The sequence below is a fragment of the Halobellus sp. Atlit-38R genome, from assembly GCF_003665925.1.
Classification (GTDB): Archaea; Halobacteriota; Halobacteria; order Halobacteriales; family Haloferacaceae; genus Haloquadratum; species Haloquadratum inordinatus.
In genome coordinates, this window is record NZ_QXIJ01000020.1 from 1 (window position 1) to 20151 (window position 20151).

Below are 20151 nucleotides of genomic sequence, written 5' to 3' on the forward strand. Positions count from 1 at the left end.
ACTCCTCTCCTCTCCCGTGTCCCAGCGACGGCGCAGACCGATACACTTTCACCACGCGCTATGTTATTCAATCGCGTGATTCTACAGGTCGCTGCCGCAGCCGTCGCCGGCCCCCTTTTCCAGTCGGTGGCACCGCTGCAGGCGTTCGATCCATCGGTCGTGTTCGACGCACCAGCGCCGACTCGGGCTGCGGGCGCGTTTCTGGCTAGTGTCGTCTTCGGAGGGCTCGTGATCTATCGGTACGGCGACCGCCTGACGGCCGCCGTCGAGGCGTCGACGGAGAGCCCGATTTTATCAGTGCTCTACGGTTTCATCGCCTACGGACTGGTCTCGTTCCTCGTCGTTTACGCGTACAGTCAACTCGTGGGCTTCGGAGTCGGAGTCTCTCTCATCACCGTCGCCGGCGCCGTCGTGCTCGGCGGCGCGCTACTCTCGCTCGGCGGGCTCGGCTTCGTCATTGTCGGCTCGTGGCTCGCGAACGCCGCGGGTGTACAGGATCCGTGGATCGGACTGCTCGGCGTCGCGCTCGGTGCGTCGATCGCTGTTCTCGTCCTGCCGGTCGTCTTCGGTGCGCTCGTGTGGTTCGGCGTCGCCGCTGTCGGCATCGGCGGGCCGGTCAGGCGATGGATCCACGCCGACAAGGCGGAACGTCGCGCCGAAGAACACTGATACGATTGCGGCACATAGTTCCTCTATGAGCGTCTCACAGCTCATCACTGCGTCCGGTGACGTGCTCCTCCAGCTACCGTTCGAGTCGCTTCAGGGGGCCGTGAACCTCGCGGGGACGGTAATCCTCCTCGTAATGCTCGTGGCTCTCGGCGGCTTCATTTATCGGGGCCTCCAGGACGACGGAATCAGCTGGCCCGACGAGACCGATTCGGAGACGGAGGGCGTCCAACGCCGCCCTCCCTCTGAGGAGGACGACGACGAGTGGAAGTACTACTGACGCACCCACCCGGACGAGACCGTCGACTGGACGCCCACGAATAGCGTCGCGTGCCCCTCTTCACGCATTCGATCGCACGACAGCGTCCGGTCGGCTGTGTATCCACTCGGAAACGCTACGAGACGATTCACTGCGGTAGTCCGAAACGTCGACTCGGACTGATGGCTCTCGATGTCGCGTGAGTGTCCCGAAGAATCGAGTCGACGACGGTCGCCGATCACCGTCGCGGTACGATCGCCGGCAGCGTTTGCGGCGACGATTGCTCGTGTCTTATCGAATGTCAGATCTCGATCGAACTCCCGGTTCGGCCAGGGCGGGGTGCCGGTGGCCGAACACTTAGTCGCTGCCCTCCGTGTCGGCGCCGCTTCTGATCTCTGTCACCGTTTCGTTGCCCGAGGTGACGACGTCGATCTCGGATTCGTCGCTGAGATCCTGGATGCGCTCTGCGAACTTCTCCGAGGAGAGGATCTCGTGTTCGTTACTGAGGCCCTGATAGACCGTGTAACACATCAAGACCAGGATGACCGCGAACGGGAAACCGGTCGCGATCGCAGCCGTCTGCAGCGCGTTGAGGCCGCCGCCGATGAGCAGCACGGCCGCGACTGCACCCTCGGTGACTGCCCAGAAGATGCGCTGGACCTTCGGGACGTCGTGTTTACCGCCCGACGTCAGGTGGTCGATGACCAGCGAACCCGAGTCAGAGGAGGTCACGAAGAACGTGATCACGAGCAGGGTCGCCAGAAGCCCCGAAATGGCTCCGAGCGGGAACTGCTCTAACATCGCGAACATCGCGACGGTCTGACCGAACTCGTTGTAGGTCGCGAGCACCTGGCCGTTACCGACGATCGTGTTCTGCAGCGCGCTGCCGCCGAACGCGGCGAGCCAGAGCGTCGAGAACAGCGATGGGAGGAACAGCACGCCCATCACGAACTCGCGGACGGTCCGGCCCTTCGAGATCCGCGCGATGAACATCCCGACGAAGGGTGACCACGCGATCCACCAGGCCCAGTAGAACACCGTCCACGCTCCGACGGTACCGCCACCCTCGCCCATCGTTCCGGTGAAGAACGACAGCGAGAGGAGGCTGCCGAAGTACGCGCCGAGCCCTTCGACCCAGGCACCGAAGATGTAGAGCGTCGGGCCCACGATGAGGAGGAACCCGAGCAGCGTCAACATCAGGTAGAGGTTGATCGTACTCAGCCGTTTGACGCCGCCTTCGAGACCGGCGGCGACAGAGAGCGTCGCAATGGCAGTGATCCCGGCGATCAGGAGCACCTGCGGAATCGTTCCGGTCGGGATGCTCACGAGCCCCAGCATATCGCCGAGGACGTAGGACAGACCGGTATTCACCTGCGCGACGCCGAGTCCGAGCGAGGTCGCGAGCCCGAACAGGGTCGCGAACACCGTCACGAGGTCGATGACGTGACCGGGCCACCCGTAGATCCGTTCCCCGAGTAGCGGCCAGAAGATCGACCGGAACGTCAGCGGTAGTCCGCGGTTGAACGAGAAGAAGGCGAGCCCGAGTCCGACCAGACCGTAGATCGCCCACGGGTGGAAGCCCCAGTGGAAGAAGGTCTGTGTCATCGCGGCCACGCCCGCTGCGCCGGTTCCTGCCTCAGCGTTGTAGAACCCTGGTACGTTCGAGACGTAGTACAGCGGTTCGGAGACGCTGAAGAACATCAGGCCGATACCCATCCCGGCGCTGAACAGCATCGCCATCCACGCGAAGTCGCTGAACTCCTTTTCTGCTTCGACGCCGCCGATCCGGATCGTTCCGAATTTGCCCAGCGCGAAGTACAGTATTGTGACGATGAAGATGTTCACCGCCAGGAGGTAGAACCAGCCGAAGTTCCCCTCGAAGAAGCTACGCACTGCCGAGTACGCCTGTGCGGCCTGATCGCCGAGAAGCAGCGTCACTGCGATGAAGACGCCGATCAAAAGCAGTGCGACCGGGAACACGATCGGATGGATGTCGAATCCGAGTCGCTGGATGTTCGTGTCACCCGGCTTCCGGTCGGACTCGGGGTGGAACAGCTCCACCTGGAGTCCTTCGCTCATTCCTCCGTCGTCGCTATCTGACATACGCTACCTCCGCTGCGCCGAATTTACGTGGTTCGTTTGGTATCATTGTGGTGCCACCGATTCGGGTATTGCGGCTCGTCTGTCTCCCCCAGGTCCGCTCTCCCGCTCAGCTCGGTTTCCGCCCTGTACTGCCGACGCCGGGAGTGTACCCACCGTCGCACGTCGTTGGTTGAGTCACTCCTGAGTGGAATGTTACACAACCTCACTCACTATCAATCGTTGAGATATAATAAAGCTTGGGCAATATTCGCCAGTGAGAGACTAAAACCGGCGATTACACTCTGTAGACGTATTTTTGCAGCGTGGCCACTCACGGATTTATGCCCTCGTGTGGTTCCTGTGTCGAGGTACGCTGTTTCGAGTAAACTGTTACGTGCGGTACGCACGGACGAAGGTACATATATCCATTCCTCTCTCTTGATTGCTGGTTGGCAAAATGTGACAGACCAGCGTGCGTGAAATTAACGTACACACGATCCCTAATCCACATAGTGATTGAATCCTTACTTGTTGTGGTTCGGTGGCTCCGGCGCTTGGGGGTCCGGATCGTTGCGCCGCTTCGCGCCGATCCGGAGAAGTCCGGCTTCCGCTTGTCGAGTCCGGAGACGAGTACGACGACGCTCGACGGCGACGTGGGCTGGGGGTCGCGGCCGCCTGCGCTTTTGCGGTGTGATCGCTGTGGTAGCGACATCTACCAGCGCCACCCGCACGACGATATCGACTGTCCTCGATGCGTCGCGGAGTACGATTACGACGAGTTCCCGGATCTCGAACTTCAGCACTTTCTCTGTTCGGTCTGTGGCTCGGAGATGGAACACGGCCATCGGCACCCGAACGCGATCGAGGTCCCCGAGTGGGCGACGTGCCACGAATGTCGGTATCACTGGGAGTTCAGACACGACTACTGATAGAGATTCAAGGAGAATACTGGTGGCTTAGCGACCAGATGAATCCGACAATTTAATTTTTTCACCACGTATCGGTAGTCGTGTGTGGAGAATTGGCAGTTGATTCGGTGTTTGCCACGGTTCGTAGCCGAAATCAAAAGGTAAGCCGACCACGCCGACAGTCACTAAACCAACAGGTAACTCGAAGCCTCTCACGAGGTACGAGTAACGGCTTCGTGGCAGAGCCACTGGCTGACTGTCCAGCAAACCTTAAACTCCCAATCTTCAGGATTGACCTGCCCGGCCAACACCGGGTGGGAGGCCCGCGCCTTTGGGCGCGGGAGGATGTCACGTCCGACAGTACTGGGCCGCTGTCTTGGATGGACGACAGTATTATACGTGTTCACACCGCGCACACGACGTATGCCAAACTATCTCGCGACGGCTGCCGCTCTCTTCGTGGTCGTCCTCTTCGCGGTCGCCGTCCTCGCGATGACTGTGGGCAACTACGCTGCTGCCGGCGTGCTGTTTTTCAGTGCCAGCATCGTCATCTACTTTCGAGAAAAACGGTTGGTCGGGGAGTAGTCCCCGCGTTCACCTGCTCGATTCGTTTTCCGCTGTCGCGGTCGGCCTGCACGTCTACAGCTCTTCCATCGCCATCCGCTGGGTGATCACCGGCACCGTCGCGGTCCGCACCACCCTGTCGGTCGTGCCGCCGAGCAGCGACCCGATCGTGCCGCGGTACGCCGAGCCCATCACGATCGCGCCCATCCCCTCGTCTTCGGCGTAGTCGACGATCTCCTCGCTTGGCGACCCGGTTCGCATCGCCGTCGTGCACTCGACGCCGTGCTCGGCGGCGATGTCTTCGATCTCGCCGAGAACCTCCTCGCCGTACTTCTGGTAATCTTCCCGCATCTGCTCTTCGTCGTCCCGAAGCGCCAGCGCTCGCGGTGCGCCGGGCAGGTCGATGACGTAGAGAGTAGTGACCTCCGCACCGAGTGCGGCCGCCAGTTCGATCCCGTGAATTGCGCCTTTCTTCGCCTCGTCGCTCCCGTCGTACGGTATCAGTATGTGCTCGTACATTGCGCCGAACCACTCTGACCGACACGACCCGTTTACAAATAACTTTCCGCGCTATCGACGGCCTCACGGGCTCGAAACGCCCACGATCTGCGGAACTATATACCTATGCGGACCGACGTGAAGGCGCTCTCTCTCGTTCGGTGATACAAACTGTTCGTGAGGCGTCGCGAGGGGTGCGGTGAAGACCGACTCTCAGTCGGCCTGTCCGGCCGCCCCCGACGCGGCGGTCGTCTCGACGCCCGGTCCGTTCTCGATGGCTTCGACCAGTAGCTCTGCGACGTCGACGATCTCGATGTCGTCCTCGTAGCCGCCGGTCTTGCGCCCGTCTTCGTACATCGTCATACACATCGGACACGCGACGACGAACTTCTCGACGTCGCTGCCGGCGTCGGTGTCTTCGAGGGCTTCGCGCATCCGCTCTTCGCTCGGTTTGGACTCTTCGTCGATGTCCATCCAGAGGCCGCCGCCACCGCCCCCACAGCAGAAGGAGTTGCTGCGGTTGCGGGGCATCTCCGCGAGGGTTGCGCCCGTCGCCCGAATCAGTTCACGCGGCGCCTCGTACTCGTCGTTGTAGCGGCCGAGGTGGCACGGATCGTGGTAGGTGACCGTGTAATCGAGTTCGTTGCCACGGAGACCGAGTTCGCCCGCTTCGACCAACTCTTCGACGGCTTGCGTCCAGTGCAACACGTCGACGTCGCCGTCCGCGTTCCACTCACCGTCGAACTCGAAGCTCATTATGGGGTCGTCGGCGAAGTTCTCGTACTCCACCTCCGGGTACTCGTTCTTGAACGTGTTGTAGGAGTGCGGGTCCGTACAGATGATCTTCTCGGGGTCGACTTCGTCGAACGTCTCGACGTGGTGGCCCGCAAGATCGACGTAGAGGAACTCCTCGCCGAGTCGGCGGATGTCGTTGCCGTCGTACTTCTCGTCCTCGAAGAGGATCCCGTACTCGACGTCGGCGTGTTCGAGGATCTTCGCAAGCGAGCGGGCGACTTTCTTGTTCCGCTCGTCGTAACTCGGGTAGTCGCCGACGTACCAGAGGTACTCGACGTCCTCTTCGCGGGCGTCCGTGAGGTCGAACTCCAGGTCGTCGGCCCACGCGGCGCGCTCGTCCGGCGGGTCGCCGAAGGTGTTGCCCATCCCCATGATGTTGTCGAAGGTGTCCTGGACGTTCGAGTCGACGTCGCCCTGGTCGGTGAGCTGTCGGTTCATCCGTGTGAACGACTTGAGGTGCTCGATGTCGACCGGGCAGGCGTCCATACAAGCCATACAGGACATACACGATTCCATCGTCTCGGAGGCGACGACGCTCTCGCCGCCGTCGGCGATGATGTCGACGGGCTCTGTCTCCCCAGCGTCGAGATCCTCCCGATAACTCTTGAGGTCCAGGATGACGTCCCGCGGATCGAGCGGGCGCCCGGACGCCTTGGCCGGACAGACGGACGAACAGCGGCCACACTTCGTACAGGCGTCTTGGTCGAGCAGTTCCTTCCAGGAGAAGTCGTTGATCTCCTCGGCACCGGTGTCGGCGTCGAGATCGGCCGGGACACCGGGCAGACGCTTGCCGGCCTTCTCGTCGCGCGCGACGATGTTTGCGTACGACGAGAGCATATGGAACGGCTTGCCGTACGGAATGGCGGCGACGAACGCGAGCGCGAGCAGGGCGTGCGACCACCAGATCGCCGGGTAGATGGCCTGCGCCATCGACTCGCTAACGCCCGCGATCACCAGTACGTCCGCGACGAACCACCCGACGAAGCTCACGGTCTCGAAGGCGGGAAAGCCCGTCCCGAGGATCCGCACGCCCTCGGCGACGTAGCCACCGACGCCGAGCAGGAACAGCGCCCAGATGAAGAAGTCGTCTTCCAGACTGGTGTGTTTCCCCCAGAGACGCGCCTTCCGAACGGCGTAGCGCCGGTACAGTGCGACGCCGACGCCGACGACGAACAGCAGCCCCATCGCGTCCATCACCAGCGAGTACGCGAGATAGAAGTCGCCGACGAAGAAGGACTGCTCGGTGCCGAGCATCCCCGTGACGTTCCGGTAGATGTCCATATCGATGGCGAGGATCGTGGTCCCGATGAGGAGCGTGAGAAAGCCCCACATAATGAACGCGTGCATCAGGCCGCCCCTCGTGTCCCGGTCGAAGAGCTTCCGGTTCGAGAGGACGATCCGCGCAGCGGTAACTATGCGACTCGGCAGCGCGTCGAGTCTGTCGAACCAGTCCTCTTGTCCGGACGTGTAGCGCACGAAGTTCTGGTAGACACCGTACGCGAACACTATAATCGTCACCGCGGCGAGCAGGTAGAACACTATCTCGCCGAGGTGACTGATACCCCAGAGCGTGGGCCTGGTTACAGTTCCTTCGGCAACCATCACGGTTGTTGATTCTCGAATCCGCTCATAAAACTTGGTGCGCGGCAGCTTTTCGGCCCATCTCGGTCCCGCAACGGCGCAGGTCGTGGTAAATCGTATTAGACAGCTGATCTGTTGTGGTTGAGAAGCGGTATGAGAGAAATCGGTGACGGCTGCGCGCGATCAGGATCGTGGACGATCGCGCGACACTGCATCCGACGCTGTGGGCACCAAGTATTATACCCCCGTCCTTCCACTCGGTGCATACGATGAACGTGCCTGCTCGCTTCGATCACCCGGCGTGGACCGCCGGCGTCGCGACCGTCGTCAGCTATGGCCTCGGCCTGTTCGGCTTGTTCGTGTTGCTGTTCGTCCTCCCTTACCTGCTTTTCCTGCTCGTGTGAGCGCGACGAACGGCGACCGGCCGCCGCGCTGAAATCGTCCCAACGCTCGTTCTACCTGTGCTCCCTCTGCGACCTATATAAAAGGGGGTTCAATAATCAAGATGTAGTTAATTATCGTTGGATATGGAAACGTGTAGGTGTATGGGGCAGTGTACCACTGGAGGGCGTACGCGCGAGACACGTTACCACAGTGGGCGAAGTAACCGACCCAGAAATCGAATACGATGAGCACGAACGACTTCCCATCGAACGCAGGTACAGTAATTATCGGAGCTGGCATCGTCGGCAGCTCTCTTGCAGGAGAACTCGCGGAACGCGGCCGTGACGACATCCTCTTGATCGACAAAGGACCGCTCTCGGATCCTGGCGGATCGACCGGCCACGCCTCGAACTTCATCTTCCCGGTCGAACACAGCAAGGATATGACGCAGTTGACCTCCGACAGCCGAGATATCTACCGAGAGTTCGACACCTTCACGAACTCCGGCGGGATCGAGGTCGCCCGGACCGAAGAGCGAATGGCGGAACTCAAGCGCCGCGTCGTCTCCGCGAAATCCTTCGGCGAGGAAGCCGAACTCCTCACTCCCGAGGAGGTCGAAGAACTCGTTCCCTACGTCAACACGGACATCATCAAAGGCGGCTTCTACAGCAAGGGCGCAGGCACGTGTGACCCGCTCCGCGCCGGCGAACTCTATCGCCAGCAAGCGAAGGACAAAGACGCACTCAGCACCGCCGCGAACACCGAAGTCACCGACCTCCACGTCGAAAACGGCGAGATCCAGGCCGTCGAGACTGACAAAGGCACCGTGCAGGCCGACGAGGTCATCATCGCCGCGGGCCTCTGGAGCCCGAAGATTGCCGATATGGCCGGCGTCGACATCCCGCTGTCACCGGCCGTCCACCAGATGGTCTCCGTCGGGCCGATCGATCGCTTCGAGGACGGCGAGGGTGAGATCAACTACCCCGTCATCCGGGATATGGACACCCAGATGTACGAGCGCCAGCACGGCAACGATATGGAGGTCGGTTCCTACGAGCACCGACCCATCCTCTGGGACGTCGACGACGTCCCCTCGATCGAGGAATCGCCGCTGTCGCCGACGCAGCCGCCGCTCACCGAGGACGCCTTCGAGGACTCGATGCAGCACGCGCTGGAAATCATCCCCGACGTCCTCGACGACCCCGACGCCGGGATCCGTCACTCTATCGACGGTCTGCTGTCGGTCACGCCCGACGGCCACCCGCTTCTCGGCCCGATCCCCGAGGTCGACGGCCTCTGGTCCTGTGCCGCGATCTGGATCAAGGAAGCGCCGGCAATCGCTCGCGAGGTTTCGAAGTGGATGACCAAGGGTCACCCCGACATCGACATCGTCGCCCACGACCACGTCGCCCGCTTCGACGAGTACGGCGAGACCGAGGAGTTCGTCAAGAGCCGCGGCTACGAGGGCTACCAGAAGATCTACGGCATCGTCCACCCGCGCGAGCAGTGGCAGTCGGTCCGGCCGCTCCGGACGAGTGCGTTCTACCACCGTCAGCAGGAACTCGACGCCGAGTTCTTCGAGGCCGGTGGCTGGGAACGTCCGCGGTGGTTCGAATCGAACGCCGACCTCGTCGAGAAGTACGAAGACGAGATCGAGGGGCTTCGCCGCCCCAACGAGTGGGACAACCGCTGGTGGTCCGAGATTATGCTCGGCGAGCACCTCCATCTGCGCGACAACGTGGGGATGATCGGTGACACCGGCTTCGGTATCTTCGACATCATCGGCAGCGACGCCGAGGAGAACATGGAGCGGATCTGCGTCGCGCCGATGGATCTCGACGTCGACAGCTCTGTGTACACCGCGGTCCTCGCGCCGAACGGCGGCTTCGTCTCGGACCTGACGGTCGCTCGCCTCGGCGAGAACCACTACCGCGTCATCACCGGCGGTGCTCACGCCGGCCAGGACAAGACGTGGTTCAGTGACCACCTCGAAGGCGACAGCGAACTCATCGGTCGCTCCTCGGAGCTCTGCACGCTGGGCGTGTGGGGTCCGGACGCCGAGGAACTGATGAACTCGATCGCCGAAGAAGAGATGACCGCCGACAGCTTCGACTTCGCCGAGATGAAAGACGTCACCATCGGCGCGGTCGACGCCAAGGCGTTCCGCATCTCCTACGTCGGCGAGTTCGGGTGGGAGATCTACGCCCCGATGGACCAGGGCCAGCGGCTCTGGGACACCATCTACGAGGCCGGCCAGGAGTACGACATCCGCCCCGTCGGGACGGGTGTCTACGGCGAGACCGGCCGGATGGAGAAGAGCTACCGCCTGATGGGCGCCGAACTCGAAATCGACTACAACCCCGCGGAAGCGGGCCTGACGCTCCACGGCGTCAAGGACGCCGACTTCATCGGCAAAGAGGCCTACGCCGAGGGCATCGAAGAGGAGAACAGCGCGACGCTGTGTACCCTCTCGGTCACGGATCACGCTCCCGACGGCGGCGAGCGGCGGTTTATGACGGGCGGTGAGCCGGTTCTCGACCAAGACGGAAACGTCCTCATCGACGACGAGGGCCGCCGCTCGTACGTCACCTCGGCCGGTACCGGCCCCTCGGTCGGCAAGCACCTCCTGATGGCCTACCTGCCGCAGGAGTACGCCACCGAGGGCGAGGAACTGCAGGTCGAGTACTTCGGCCAGCAGTACCCGGTCGAAGTCGAGGTCGCCGGCAACGGCGGCGTCTTCGACCCGAACAACGATCGGCTGTTCCGCAACGAATACTGATTATGGAAGTACTCACCGCAATCAAGCGCGTTCCGGAAACGGGCGCGAAGATCGTACTGACGGAGGACAAACTGGACATCGACACCAGTTCGCTGGGCTTCACCTTCAGCCCGCACGAGGAGTGTGCGGTCGAGGAGGGCGTCCAGTTGGTCGAAGAGCACGGCGGCAACGTGACCGTGCTCACGCTCGGTGAGGAAGACGCGACCGAGCAACTCCGCTCGGCCATCGCGATGGGTGCCGACGACGGCATCCTGCTGGAAAGCGACGAGGATCGCGGTCCCGCTGGGACGGCGAAGGCGATCGCCGATGCGGCCAGCGACGCCGACTTCGATCTCCTGCTGTTCGGTAACGAATCCGCCGACACGGCGAACCACCAGGTCGGCGTCCGCGTCGCCGAGCAACTGGGTCTGCCCTGCGTCACCGGTATCAAAGATCTCGACGTTACGGACGGCACGGTGACTGCGCGACGCGAGATTCCCGGCGGGTCCGAGGTCTACGAGGTCGACCTCCCCGCCGTCGTCACGGTCAAGGAAGGCCTGAACGAACCGCGCTACCCGTCGATGCGCGCGAAGATGCAGGCCCGGAAAGCGTCCGTCGAACACGACGAACCCGCAGCGTACGACGAGGGCCTCGAACTCCTCGAACTCGAAGTGCCCGAGTCCGACGACAGTCCCGCCGAGGTCCTCGGCGAGAGCCCCGACGCGGCCGACGACGCCGTCGACGTGCTCGAAGACCTGGAGGTGCTCTGACGATGGTACTCGCACTCGTCGAACACGACAACGGCGAAGTCGACGACACCTCTCTGGAGACGCTGACGCTCGCCCGCGACGTCGCAGAACAGGCCGGCGAATCGCTCGAAGCCATCGCGTTCGGTCCCGAAGCCGACGGCATCGCCGAGACGGTCGGCGCGTACGGCGTCGCGGTGCTCAACACCGTCGACCACGCGGATCTCGACGACTACGCGCCGGAGGCATACGGCCGTGCGGTCGTCCAGTGTGCCGAGGAGACGGGCACCGAAGCGATCATCGCGCCCGGGACGGACCGCGGCGCGGAGACGCTCTCGCACGCCGCCTCGAAACTCGACGTGACGATGGCTGCCGAAGTCACGGACGTCGAGGTCGGCGACGACTACGAGCTCACCCGGCAGCGCTGGGGGGGCACGCTCATCGAGCACGCCCGACTCTCCGCCGATACGAACCTGCTCACGGTCGCGCCCAACGAGATCTCCGCCAGCGAGAGCGGCGGCGACCCGGCGGACGTGAGCGCGTTCACGCCGGAACTCGACGACGGGGACCTCCGCGTCCAACTCACGCGCGTCGAAGAATCGGACATCGAGGGGGTCCCGCTCGCGGAGGCCCGCGTGGTCGTCGGCGGCGGTCGCGGAACCGACGGTGACTTCTCGGAACTGGAAGACCTGGTCGAGAAGATTCCAAACGCCGCGCTCGGATCTTCCCGCGCGGCCGTCAACGAGGGCTGGCGTCCCCACGACGACCAGATCGGCCAGACGGGGAACAAGATCGCGCCCGAGATCTACATCGCGGCCGGCATCAGTGGCGCCGTCCAGCATATGGTCGGCTGTAAGGGCGCTGAGAACATCCTCGCGATCAACACCGACCCCGAGGCGGCCATCATCCAGAAGGCCGACTGGGCCGTCGTCGCCGACCTCCACGAGGTCGCCCCGGCGATGAGCGAGGAACTGGAGAGCCGCGGGCACGCCGACTGACGCCGCGCTCTCTTCCTGTTCCCTCGGCCTCTGACTCTTGAGATATAATCTCTTTGGCCGACTCGACGGTTAGATACAGCATATACGGACAACCCCACAATAATTTGGCCATAAACTGTTTGTATGCCAATTATTTATTTACGCTCTCCCCTCCTGGTGGACTTCGTATGTCACCGACAGCCATCGACAGCTTACGGATCGGAGTGCTTCAAGCGACACAGGCGGACGCGTTCTCCCAGATCCAGAGTGACGTCCTGTTGAGTTCGTCGCTGTGGTTGAACGTCGCGCTGGCCGGACTCTCCATCCTGTTGTTCGTGTATATGGGACGGAACGTCTCGGACGGTCGGGCGCGGCTCATCTGGGGGGCCACCCTGATGATCCCGCTCGTGTCGCTGTCGAGTTACCTCGGGCTCCTCTCTGGGCTCACCGTCGGCTTCATCGAGATGCCGGCCGGGCACGCGCTGGCCGGCGAGGAGGTAATGAGTCAGTGGGGCCGCTACCTCACGTGGGCGCTCTCGACGCCGATGATCCTCCTCGCGCTCGGACTGCTCGCCGACGTCGACAGGGGGAGCCTGTTCACGGTCATCGCCGCCGACATTGCGATGTGCGTGACGGGGCTGGCCGCGGCGCTCGTCACCTCCTCGTACCTGTTCCGGTGGCTGTTCTACCTCGTCAGTTGCGCGTTCTTCGTAGTGGTCCTCTACGCGCTGTTAGTCGAGTGGCCCGCCGACGCCGCAGCGGCGGGGACGGACGAGATTTTCGGCACGCTCCGGGTGCTGACAGTCGTGCTGTGGCTCGGCTACCCGATCATCTGGGCCGTCGGCGTCGAAGGGTTCGCGCTCGTCCAGTCGGTCGGCCTGACCTCCTGGGGCTACTCGGCGCTCGACATCCTCGCGAAGTACGTCTTCGCGTTTCTGCTCCTGCGCTGGGTCGCCGCGAACGAGGGGACGGTGGGCGCCTCCGCAGGCGCAACGAGCGGCGCGGCGCTCGGTGACGACTGATTGGGATTATCGGCCGTCCGCATCATTTCTCGCCATCTCGTTCGGCGAGAACCGTGGAACTGGTACGATGACCGTCAGAGACCCGCCTCAGTCCCTTATGCGGTCGCGCGGGTCACGTCATCGACGCTGTACTCCTCGGCTTCGATCGCGTCGACGATCGATGCGGCGTGCTCCGCACCGCTCGTTTCCACGGTGAACACGAGGTACGCCTCGCCCACTTCCAGGTCCTCGACGGAACGGTCGTGTCGCACGTCGTGGATGTTCGCGCCCTGGTCGGCGATGATCCCGGAGAGGTCCTCCATCTTTCCGGGGCGGTCGTCGATCCTGACCCGGAGGCGGATGCGCTGCTTCCGCTGGGTCAGCGCGTGGACGAGGACGGTCTGGAGTTGCGTCATGTCGAGATTGCCACCGCAGAGCAGCGGCATCACCGTCTCGTCGGTGACGTCGAGGTCGTCACTCAGCAGCGCGGCGACGGAGGCCGCGCCCGCGCCCTCGACGACCTGCTTCGCCCGCTCCATCAGGAACAAGATCGCCTGTGCGATCTCGGTGTCGGTGACGGTCACGACCTCGTCGACGTTCTCCTGGATGATCCGCAGCGTCGTCTCGGAGATGCCGCCGGTCGCGATGCCGTCCGCGATGGTGTCGACCTCGTCTAGCGTGACCGGGATGCCCTTGTCGAGGCTCTCGTGGACTGTCTCCGCGCCGGTCGCTTGCACGCCGACGACACGCGTCTCCGGCGAGAGATGCTTCATCGCAGTCGAGACGCCGCTGATCAGTCCGCCGCCGCCGATCGGAACGATGACCGTGTCGACGTCCGGGCAGTCGTGATACATCTCGGTTCCGAGCGTGCCTTGCCCGGCGATGATGTCGGTGTCGTCGTAGGCGTGGACGAACTCCGCGTCGCTGTCCTCGACGGCGGCCTGGGCGTGCGCCATCGTCTCTTGGAAGTCCTTGCCCACCAACTCGACGGTCGCGCCGTAGCTCCGCGTCGCGTCGACCTTCGCCTGCGGCGCGTCGACCGGCATATAGATCGTCGAATCCGCGCCGCACTTCGTCGCCGCGAGCGCGACGCCCTGGGCGTGGTTGCCGGCGCTGGCGGCGATGAACTCCGTGACGCCGTTTGCGACGTCCTGGCTGATCTTGTTGTACGCGCCGCGGGTCTTGAACGATCCCGTCCACTGGAGGTGCTCCATCTTCAGGTGCACCTCCGCGTCGACGAGGTTGCCGAGCGACGTGCTCACCTCGACTGGCGTCTGTTTGACGACGGTGTCGTCGTCGAGGCGCTCGCGCGCACGTTCAATGTCCACATATTGCACGGGCAGTTCGTCGGGTTCGGACTCGGAGTTCGTCTCTGTCTCAGTCATCGTCTGTTTTGGATCGGTGGTTCGCTCCCGCGCGGCCATCCTGGCCGCTTCGGGAGGTGTGTTCGCTCGTTTCTCGCTTCTTATCTGATGATCTTGTCGCGACCGGCGTCGAACAGCGGTTCGTCCCGGACGGTCGCGTCGTACACCTCGCCTTCGCACTCCACTTGGACGGCGGTGCCGGCGTCGGTGTACTCCGTCGGGAGGTACGTGTACGCGATCGACTCGCCGATGGTGTAGCCGAAGTCGGCCGCCTGCACGTATCCGACGGCCTCGCCGTCGACGAGGACCGGTCGACCGCTCAGCAGGACGTCCGTCGAGTCGTCGAGCGTGATCGGCGTGATCTCGTTGTCGATGCCCTCGGCCTTCGCGGCTTCGAGCGCTTCCTTCCCGACGAAGTCGGTGTCGAGGTCGACGGCGAACGAGAGGCCGGCCTCGTAGGGGTTCGCATCGGTGTCGATGTCGGTTCCCCAGAGTCGATAGCCCTTCTCCAAGCGCATCGATTCGAGCGCGCCGCCGCCCATCGGCCGCACGTCGAGGTCCTGGCCGGCCTCCCAGAGGGTCTGCCAGAGGCGCTGGCCGTACTCGGTGGGCGCCCACAGCTCCCAGCCGAGTTCGCCCACGTAGGAGACGCGCAGCGCGACCACGGGCACCTCACCGACGTAGATCTGCTTCGCGCTGAAGTACGGGAAGCCGCCGTTGGAGACGTCGGCGTCGGTGACGCGCTGGAGCAGGAGTCGGGACTTCGGTCCCCACAGCCCGATCGTGCTTTTCGCACCTTCCTCGATGTTCACCGAGACCGTCTCGGGGGCGCGTTCCTTCAGCCAGCCGCCGTGGATGCCCGGGGAGTTGCCGCCGCCGGTGGTGACCATATACCGATCGTCGTCGAGGCCGACGACCGTCACGTCCGCGAGGATGCCGCCGCCCTCGTTCAACAGCAGCGAATACCGTACGTCGCCGACGTCGACGTCGACGTCGTTGCTACACATCCGCTGGAGGAAGTCGCCCGCGTCCGCGCCCTCGACGACGATGCTGCTGAAGGAAGTCATATCGAACATCGACACCGCGTCGCGGGTGTGGAGGTGCTCGGCCCCTTCGATCTTCGAGCGGTTGACGCCCTGCCAGCCGTCTTGGTCGGGGAGCCGCTCTTCGTACTCCTCGACGAGGTCGGCGTTGTGCTCGTACCACTGCGCGGACTCCCAGCCGCCGGACTGGTAGAACTCCGCGCCCAGTTCCGTCTGCTGGTGATAGAACGGACTCGTCCGCAGCGGGCGGTGGTCGTCGGGCTGCCAGCGCGGCTCGACGATGCTGTAGACCTGCTCGTAGCGCTTTGCTCCCTTATCGACGAAGTAGTCTTTCTCGCCGGCGTGCGGCTCGAAGCGCCGGACGTGGACGCCGCCGGTGTCGACCGGCCCGGAGGGGAGGCGGGGGACGCCGTTCTCCATCCACTCGGCGACGATCCGCCCGTAGCCGCCGGAGTGCGTCCACCAGATCGCGAGCGCGCTCCAGAGGCCGTCGACGCTCGCCGTCGGCCCGACCGCGGGCATCCCGTCGGGTGTGAACACGAAGATGCCGTTCTCGGTCATCTCGTACTCCTTATCGGCCGTCGCCGGCAGTAGTTCGTCGAAGGCCTGCTTCGGAGACTTCTCGCGGTCGGGATGCGTCGGCTGCTCCCAGTGCTCCATCGTGAAGCCGCGGACCGACGACTGCTGGTCCTCGGTGTTCTTCCCCATCGCGTCGGGGTCGACCGAGAGCGCCTCGTGGTTGTACGACCCCATCCCGATCGAGCTTCCGTGCGTCCGGAAGTACAGCGAGTTGTCCTGGTCGCGACCCACGGGTCGGTGCGGGGCCTCGCTCATGTACTCCTGAATGTCGCGGTTCCCGGGCACGTCGAGCCCCTCGGTGTTCTTGCCGACGCCCGAGTCGACACCGCCGAGTTCTTCCATCTCCTCGGTGACGACGTACTGGTGTTCGACCGGCGCGATCGGGATGTCGAGGTCGGCCATCTGCGCCGTCTGATAGCCCCAGTTGTTCGTCGCCATCACGCAGCGCTCGCATTCGATCGTGCCGCGATCGGTCTCGACCGCACTGACCTCGCCGCCCGCGACGTCGAGATCCGTCACTTCGGTGTTTCCGTAGAAGTCCGCGTCGGAGTGCTCCATATACCACTGTAGCGCCGAGATCCCGTCGACGCGGCCGTCAGTCGGAGAGTAGTAGCCGCCGAGAATCTCGTCTTCGTCTACGAGCGGGAAGTGCTCTGTGACCTCCTCGGGCGTGAGCAGTTCCGGCTCGGGGAGACCGTAGGAGGTCGCCCACTCGACGCGGCGCTGCAGGAAGTCCATCCGCTCTTCGCTGCGGGCGAGTTCGATCCCGCCGACCTCGTTGTAGACGCCGGCGTCAGAGAGGAGCCGGCTCGTGTAGTACGCCGCCTTCGTCTGGATCTTCGAGGGCGACGTCTGGAACATAATCCCGGGCGCGTGCACCGACGAGCCGCCGGTGACGGGCAGCGGTCCCTGGTCGACGACGACGACGTCTTCGGCACCCAACTCGCTCAAATGATAGGCGACACTGCAGCCGACCGCCCCAGCCCCGATCACGACGGTCTCTGCGTTCGATGGAAACTCTGTGCTCATAGTTCTCGTCCGAGGGTGACTCTGTCACGATTATAAAGACAACGGTGGCTCAGATTCCGAACTTGCCGAAAGGCGGCGGAGAACGGCTTAAAACACCGATTTCGGAGGCATTGGATTCGATACTCGACCAGAAACTAGCGCGTGGGCGCGAACCACAGCGTGACAGCCCACCGATACGACGGGGAGCGGCAGCTCTAGTCGATGAGCGATAAAATGCGTCAGCGTATGCGTGGAAGCGAGCGGGAAGGCGGGGAAGCGAGCGCGCTTACAGCAGCGGCTCCTCGCGGACCGTCGCCTCGTAGCGGTCGCCCTCGTAGAGAATCTCGACGTCTGTTCCGGGCTCGGCGTACTCCGGCGGGAGGTACGTATAGGCGACGCACGCGCCGACGGCGTAGCCGTACTCGGCGCTGTGGACGTACCCGAGCGTCTCGTCCTCACCGGGCGCGAACACCGGGCGATGCGGCAGGATCGTCTCGTCCTCGTCGTCGAGCGTCAGGCAGGCCACCTCGTGGTCGATGTTCTCGCCTTCGGCGGCCGCAGCGACGGCCTCCTTCCCGATGAAGTCGGTGTCGAGGTCGACGGCCCAACCGAGACCGGCCTCGTAGGGGTTGTGTTCGGTGTGCAGGTCGTGACCCCACAGGCGGAAGCCCTTCTCGATGCGGAGCGCGTCGAGCGCACCGTTTCCGTACGGTCGGATCCCGTACTCTTCGCCCGCATCGAGCAGGATCTCCCAGAGCCGTTCGCCGTACTCCGAGGGCGTGTAGAACTCCCAGCCGAGCTCGCCGGCGTAGGAGACGCGCAGCGCCGTCACGGGCACGTTCTTCACGAAGAACTCCTGGCTCGTGAAGAACGGGAAGGCGTCGTCGGAGAGGTCGACGTCTGTGACCTTCGAGAGCACCTTCCGCGCGTTCGGCCCGGTACAGACCATCGCCGCGTAACTGGAGGTGACGTCGTTGACGACGACGCTCTCGGGCGACTGCTCGCGGACCCACGCGACGTGGTTGTTCCCGACCTCGCGGCCGGTCGTCAAGAGGAGATAACGGTCCTCGTCGGTCCGGGTGACCGTGATGTCGGCGCGGACGCCGCCCGCCTCGTTGCACATCAGCGTGTACTTCACGTCGCCGACGTCGATGTCCATATCGTTCGTACAGAGGTACTGGACGAACTCGCCGGCGTCCTCGCCGACGACCTCCATCTTGTTGAAGGAGGTCATATCGTGGAGGCCGACGTTCTCGCGGACGTTCAGCGCTTCCGCACCCTCGATCGGCGACCAGTACTTACCGGTCCACTCGTCGCGCTCGGGGATCTGCTCGCCGTACTCCGCCAGCAGATCGGCGTTCGAGTCGAACCACTGTGGCTCCTCCCAGCCGGCTTCGGCCCACAGTTCGGCGTCGCGCTCCTTGTGGGAGTGATACATCGGCGTCCGCCGGATGTCCCGCTGGTGCTCGGTCCACACCCATTTGGGGTGCATTATGTTGTAGACGATGCGGTACTCTTCGCCGCCGATGTCCCGGGTGAAGTCCCAACTGCCCTCGTGCTCGTCGAAACGGTTGACGTCGCAGTGTGCCAGATCCATCGGCTCGCCGTCGAGTCGGGGCACGCCGTTCTCCATCCACTCTGCGAGTGCCTTGGCCGCGCCGCCGGCGTGCGTGACCCAGATTGCCGTCGCGCTCCAGAGGCCGTCGTACTTCTCGACGGGGCCGAGAATCGGAAGCCCGTTCGGCGACTCCGAGAACATCCCGTTGTATTTGAACTCCAGTTCTTTGCCCTCGGTGGCGGGGAGGAGTTCGTCGCTGGCCTGCCGCGGCGCTTTGTCCGGGCGGTCCGGGTGCGTCGCGTTGTTCATATGGTAGTCGGTGAACTCGTGGACCGAGCCCTGCTCGCCGTCGGGATCGTTGCCGCCGAGTTCCTGCGGATCCGGCACGATCGACTCGTGGTTGTACGAGCCGATCCCGTAGGCGTCGCCGTGGTTCCGGAAGTACATCGCGTTGTCCTGATCGCGCAGGATCGGCCGGTCCGGCCCCACGAGGAGCCGCTTCGCCTTCTCGCCGGAGACGTTCTCGTAGTTCTCGAACAGCGGATGATCGGTGATGTCGACTGCGCTATCTGCGAGTTCCTCCAGCGACTCGGTCACCGTGTACTGGTGTTCGACCGGCGCGACCGGGAGGTGGACGCCGAGCTTCTCACCGAGCTGTCGTGCCCAGATGTTGGTCGCGATGACGACTTCCTCGCACTCGATTGTGCCGTTCTCGGTGACGACGGCCCGCACCTCGCCGTCTGCTGTGTCGATATCCTCGGTCCGCGTGTGGGGGACGAACTGCGCGCCGCGATCCATCGCCTCCCGGGCGAGCGCGTCGCAGGCGACGACGCCGGACACCTGCCCGTCTGTCGGGGAGTAGTAGCCGCCGAGGATCTCGTCGTCGTTCACGAGCGGAAGGTGCGCTGTGACCTCCTCGGGCGAGAGCAACTGGGGTTCGTCGATCCCCCACGCCTTCGCGTGCTCGACGCGGCGCTGGAGGAACTGCATCCGCTCTTCGGTGCGGGCGACCTCGATGCCGCCGACTTCGTTGTACGCCTGCTGGCCGTCCGCGCCTTCGAGATCGGAGTAGACCCGGCGGCTGTAGTCGGCGAACTGCGAGAGCTCCTTCGGTTCGGCCGTCTGGAACATAATCCCGGGCGCGTGCGTCGAGGACCCGCCGGTGGTCGGCATCGGTCCCTGATCGACGACGACGACGTCGTCCCGGCCGAGCGCCGTCAGCTGGTACGCGAGGTTGCAGCCGACGATTCCGGCTCCGACGATGACTGTCCCGGCCTGATTCGGCACGCTGTCTGTCGAATCCATTCTCGTCCGGAGGTGACTGTGTGCCGCACATATAGGTGTCGCCCGCGTCGATTTCCGCTCACGACACGTCGTTCG

Annotated in this window: 15 protein-coding genes; 9 read left to right on the plus strand and 6 right to left on the minus strand. The window is 63.8% G+C overall.

Features of this window, described 5'->3' with window-relative positions; translation table 11 throughout:
• Nucleotides 1-75: 75 nt before the first annotated feature.
• Together D3D02_RS16595 and D3D02_RS16600 are read left to right on the plus strand one after the other, a co-directional pair.
• Nucleotides 76-669: a hypothetical protein gene (locus D3D02_RS16595; protein WP_147435658.1), complete on the plus strand. Its 594-nt coding sequence runs from the start codon at nt 76-78 to the stop codon at nt 667-669.
• Between the two features lie 25 nt (nt 670-694).
• Nucleotides 695-946, plus strand: a complete 252-nt coding sequence (locus D3D02_RS16600; RefSeq protein ID WP_199723139.1) for a hypothetical protein — start codon at nt 695-697, stop codon at nt 944-946.
• 336 nt (nt 947-1282) lie between these two features.
• Here the strand turns inward: D3D02_RS16600 and D3D02_RS16610 are convergent, their stop codons facing one another.
• A complete protein-coding gene (locus D3D02_RS16610; protein WP_121571085.1) occupies nt 1283-3028 on the minus strand; it encodes a BCCT family transporter in 1746 nt (581 codons plus the stop codon).
• A 491-nt stretch (nt 3029-3519) separates the two neighbouring features.
• Between D3D02_RS16610 and D3D02_RS16615 the strand changes: the two genes are divergently transcribed.
• Together D3D02_RS16615 and D3D02_RS20995 are read left to right on the plus strand one after the other, a co-directional pair.
• On the plus strand, nt 3520-3936 hold the full coding sequence (locus D3D02_RS16615; protein ID WP_233560687.1) for a hypothetical protein: 417 nt from the start codon (nt 3520-3522) through the stop codon (nt 3934-3936).
• A 402-nt stretch (nt 3937-4338) separates the two neighbouring features.
• Nucleotides 4339-4500, plus strand: a complete 162-nt coding sequence (locus tag D3D02_RS20995) for a hypothetical protein (protein WP_199723140.1) — start codon at nt 4339-4341, stop codon at nt 4498-4500.
• Between the two features lie 54 nt (nt 4501-4554).
• Here the strand turns inward: D3D02_RS20995 and D3D02_RS16620 are convergent, their stop codons facing one another.
• Nucleotides 4555-4998 (minus strand): universal stress protein, encoded by a 444-nt coding sequence (locus D3D02_RS16620; RefSeq protein ID WP_121571086.1) that lies wholly within the window; start codon nt 4996-4998, stop codon nt 4555-4557.
• Between the two features lie 192 nt (nt 4999-5190).
• Nucleotides 5191-7374 (minus strand): 4Fe-4S dicluster domain-containing protein, encoded by a 2184-nt coding sequence (locus D3D02_RS16625; RefSeq protein ID WP_121571087.1) that lies wholly within the window; start codon nt 7372-7374, stop codon nt 5191-5193.
• 248 nt (nt 7375-7622) lie between these two features.
• On the opposite strand from D3D02_RS16625, the gene D3D02_RS21530 reads away from it, so the two are divergent.
• The 5 genes from D3D02_RS21530 (at nt 7623) to D3D02_RS16645 (ending at nt 13240) form a co-directional block, all read left to right on the plus strand.
• On the plus strand, nt 7623-7757 hold the full coding sequence (locus D3D02_RS21530) for a hypothetical protein (protein ID WP_255410172.1): 135 nt from the start codon (nt 7623-7625) through the stop codon (nt 7755-7757).
• 224 nt (nt 7758-7981) lie between these two features.
• Nucleotides 7982-10516 (plus strand): FAD-dependent oxidoreductase, encoded by a 2535-nt coding sequence (locus D3D02_RS16630; RefSeq protein WP_121571088.1) that lies wholly within the window; start codon nt 7982-7984, stop codon nt 10514-10516.
• Nucleotides 10517-10518: 2 nt separating this feature from the next.
• Entirely contained in the window at nt 10519-11265 is a 747-nt protein-coding gene (locus D3D02_RS16635) for an electron transfer flavoprotein subunit beta/FixA family protein (RefSeq protein ID WP_121571089.1), read from the plus strand.
• Between the two features lie 2 nt (nt 11266-11267).
• The gene (locus D3D02_RS16640; protein ID WP_121571090.1) at nt 11268-12239 is read left to right on the plus strand and encodes an electron transfer flavoprotein subunit alpha/FixB family protein; all 972 of its coding nucleotides are present in this window, start codon (nt 11268-11270) and stop codon (nt 12237-12239) included.
• Nucleotides 12240-12406: 167 nt separating this feature from the next.
• Nucleotides 12407-13240, plus strand: a complete 834-nt coding sequence (locus D3D02_RS16645; RefSeq protein ID WP_121571091.1) for a bacteriorhodopsin — start codon at nt 12407-12409, stop codon at nt 13238-13240.
• 95 nt (nt 13241-13335) lie between these two features.
• On the opposite strand, the gene ilvA is transcribed toward D3D02_RS16645, so the two are convergent.
• From ilvA to D3D02_RS16660, 3 genes are all read right to left on the minus strand, one after another.
• Entirely contained in the window at nt 13336-14604 is a 1269-nt protein-coding gene (ilvA, locus tag D3D02_RS16650; RefSeq protein WP_121571109.1) for a threonine ammonia-lyase, read from the minus strand.
• An 80-nt stretch (nt 14605-14684) separates the two neighbouring features.
• The gene (locus D3D02_RS16655; protein ID WP_121571092.1) at nt 14685-17234 is read right to left on the minus strand and encodes an FAD-dependent oxidoreductase; all 2550 of its coding nucleotides are present in this window, start codon (nt 17232-17234) and stop codon (nt 14685-14687) included.
• A 265-nt stretch (nt 17235-17499) separates the two neighbouring features.
• Nucleotides 17500-20076: an FAD-dependent oxidoreductase gene (locus D3D02_RS16660; RefSeq protein ID WP_121571093.1), complete on the minus strand. Its 2577-nt coding sequence runs from the start codon at nt 20074-20076 to the stop codon at nt 17500-17502.
• Nucleotides 20077-20151: the final 75 nt, after the last annotated feature.

Coding starts and splice junctions, on each gene's coding strand:
- D3D02_RS16620 (WP_121571086.1), bottom strand. CDS start 4,998: ATGTACGAGCACATACTGATACCGTACGACGGGAGCGACGAGGCGAAG.
- D3D02_RS16630 (WP_121571088.1), top strand. CDS start 7,982: ATGAGCACGAACGACTTCCCATCGAACGCAGGTACAGTAATTATCGGA.
- D3D02_RS16610 (WP_121571085.1), bottom strand. CDS start 3,028: ATGTCAGATAGCGACGACGGAGGAATGAGCGAAGGACTCCAGGTGGAG.
- D3D02_RS21530 (WP_255410172.1), top strand. CDS start 7,623: ATGAACGTGCCTGCTCGCTTCGATCACCCGGCGTGGACCGCCGGCGTC.
- D3D02_RS16600 (WP_199723139.1), top strand. CDS start 695: ATGAGCGTCTCACAGCTCATCACTGCGTCCGGTGACGTGCTCCTCCAG.
- D3D02_RS16625 (WP_121571087.1), bottom strand. CDS start 7,374: ATGGTTGCCGAAGGAACTGTAACCAGGCCCACGCTCTGGGGTATCAGT.
- D3D02_RS20995 (WP_199723140.1), top strand. CDS start 4,339: ATGCCAAACTATCTCGCGACGGCTGCCGCTCTCTTCGTGGTCGTCCTC.
- D3D02_RS16660 (WP_121571093.1), bottom strand. CDS start 20,076: ATGGATTCGACAGACAGCGTGCCGAATCAGGCCGGGACAGTCATCGTC.
- D3D02_RS16635 (WP_121571089.1), top strand. CDS start 10,519: ATGGAAGTACTCACCGCAATCAAGCGCGTTCCGGAAACGGGCGCGAAG.
- ilvA (WP_121571109.1), bottom strand. CDS start 14,604: ATGACTGAGACAGAGACGAACTCCGAGTCCGAACCCGACGAACTGCCC.
- D3D02_RS16645 (WP_121571091.1), top strand. CDS start 12,407: ATGTCACCGACAGCCATCGACAGCTTACGGATCGGAGTGCTTCAAGCG.
- D3D02_RS16655 (WP_121571092.1), bottom strand. CDS start 17,234: ATGAGCACAGAGTTTCCATCGAACGCAGAGACCGTCGTGATCGGGGCT.
- D3D02_RS16640 (WP_121571090.1), top strand. CDS start 11,268: ATGGTACTCGCACTCGTCGAACACGACAACGGCGAAGTCGACGACACC.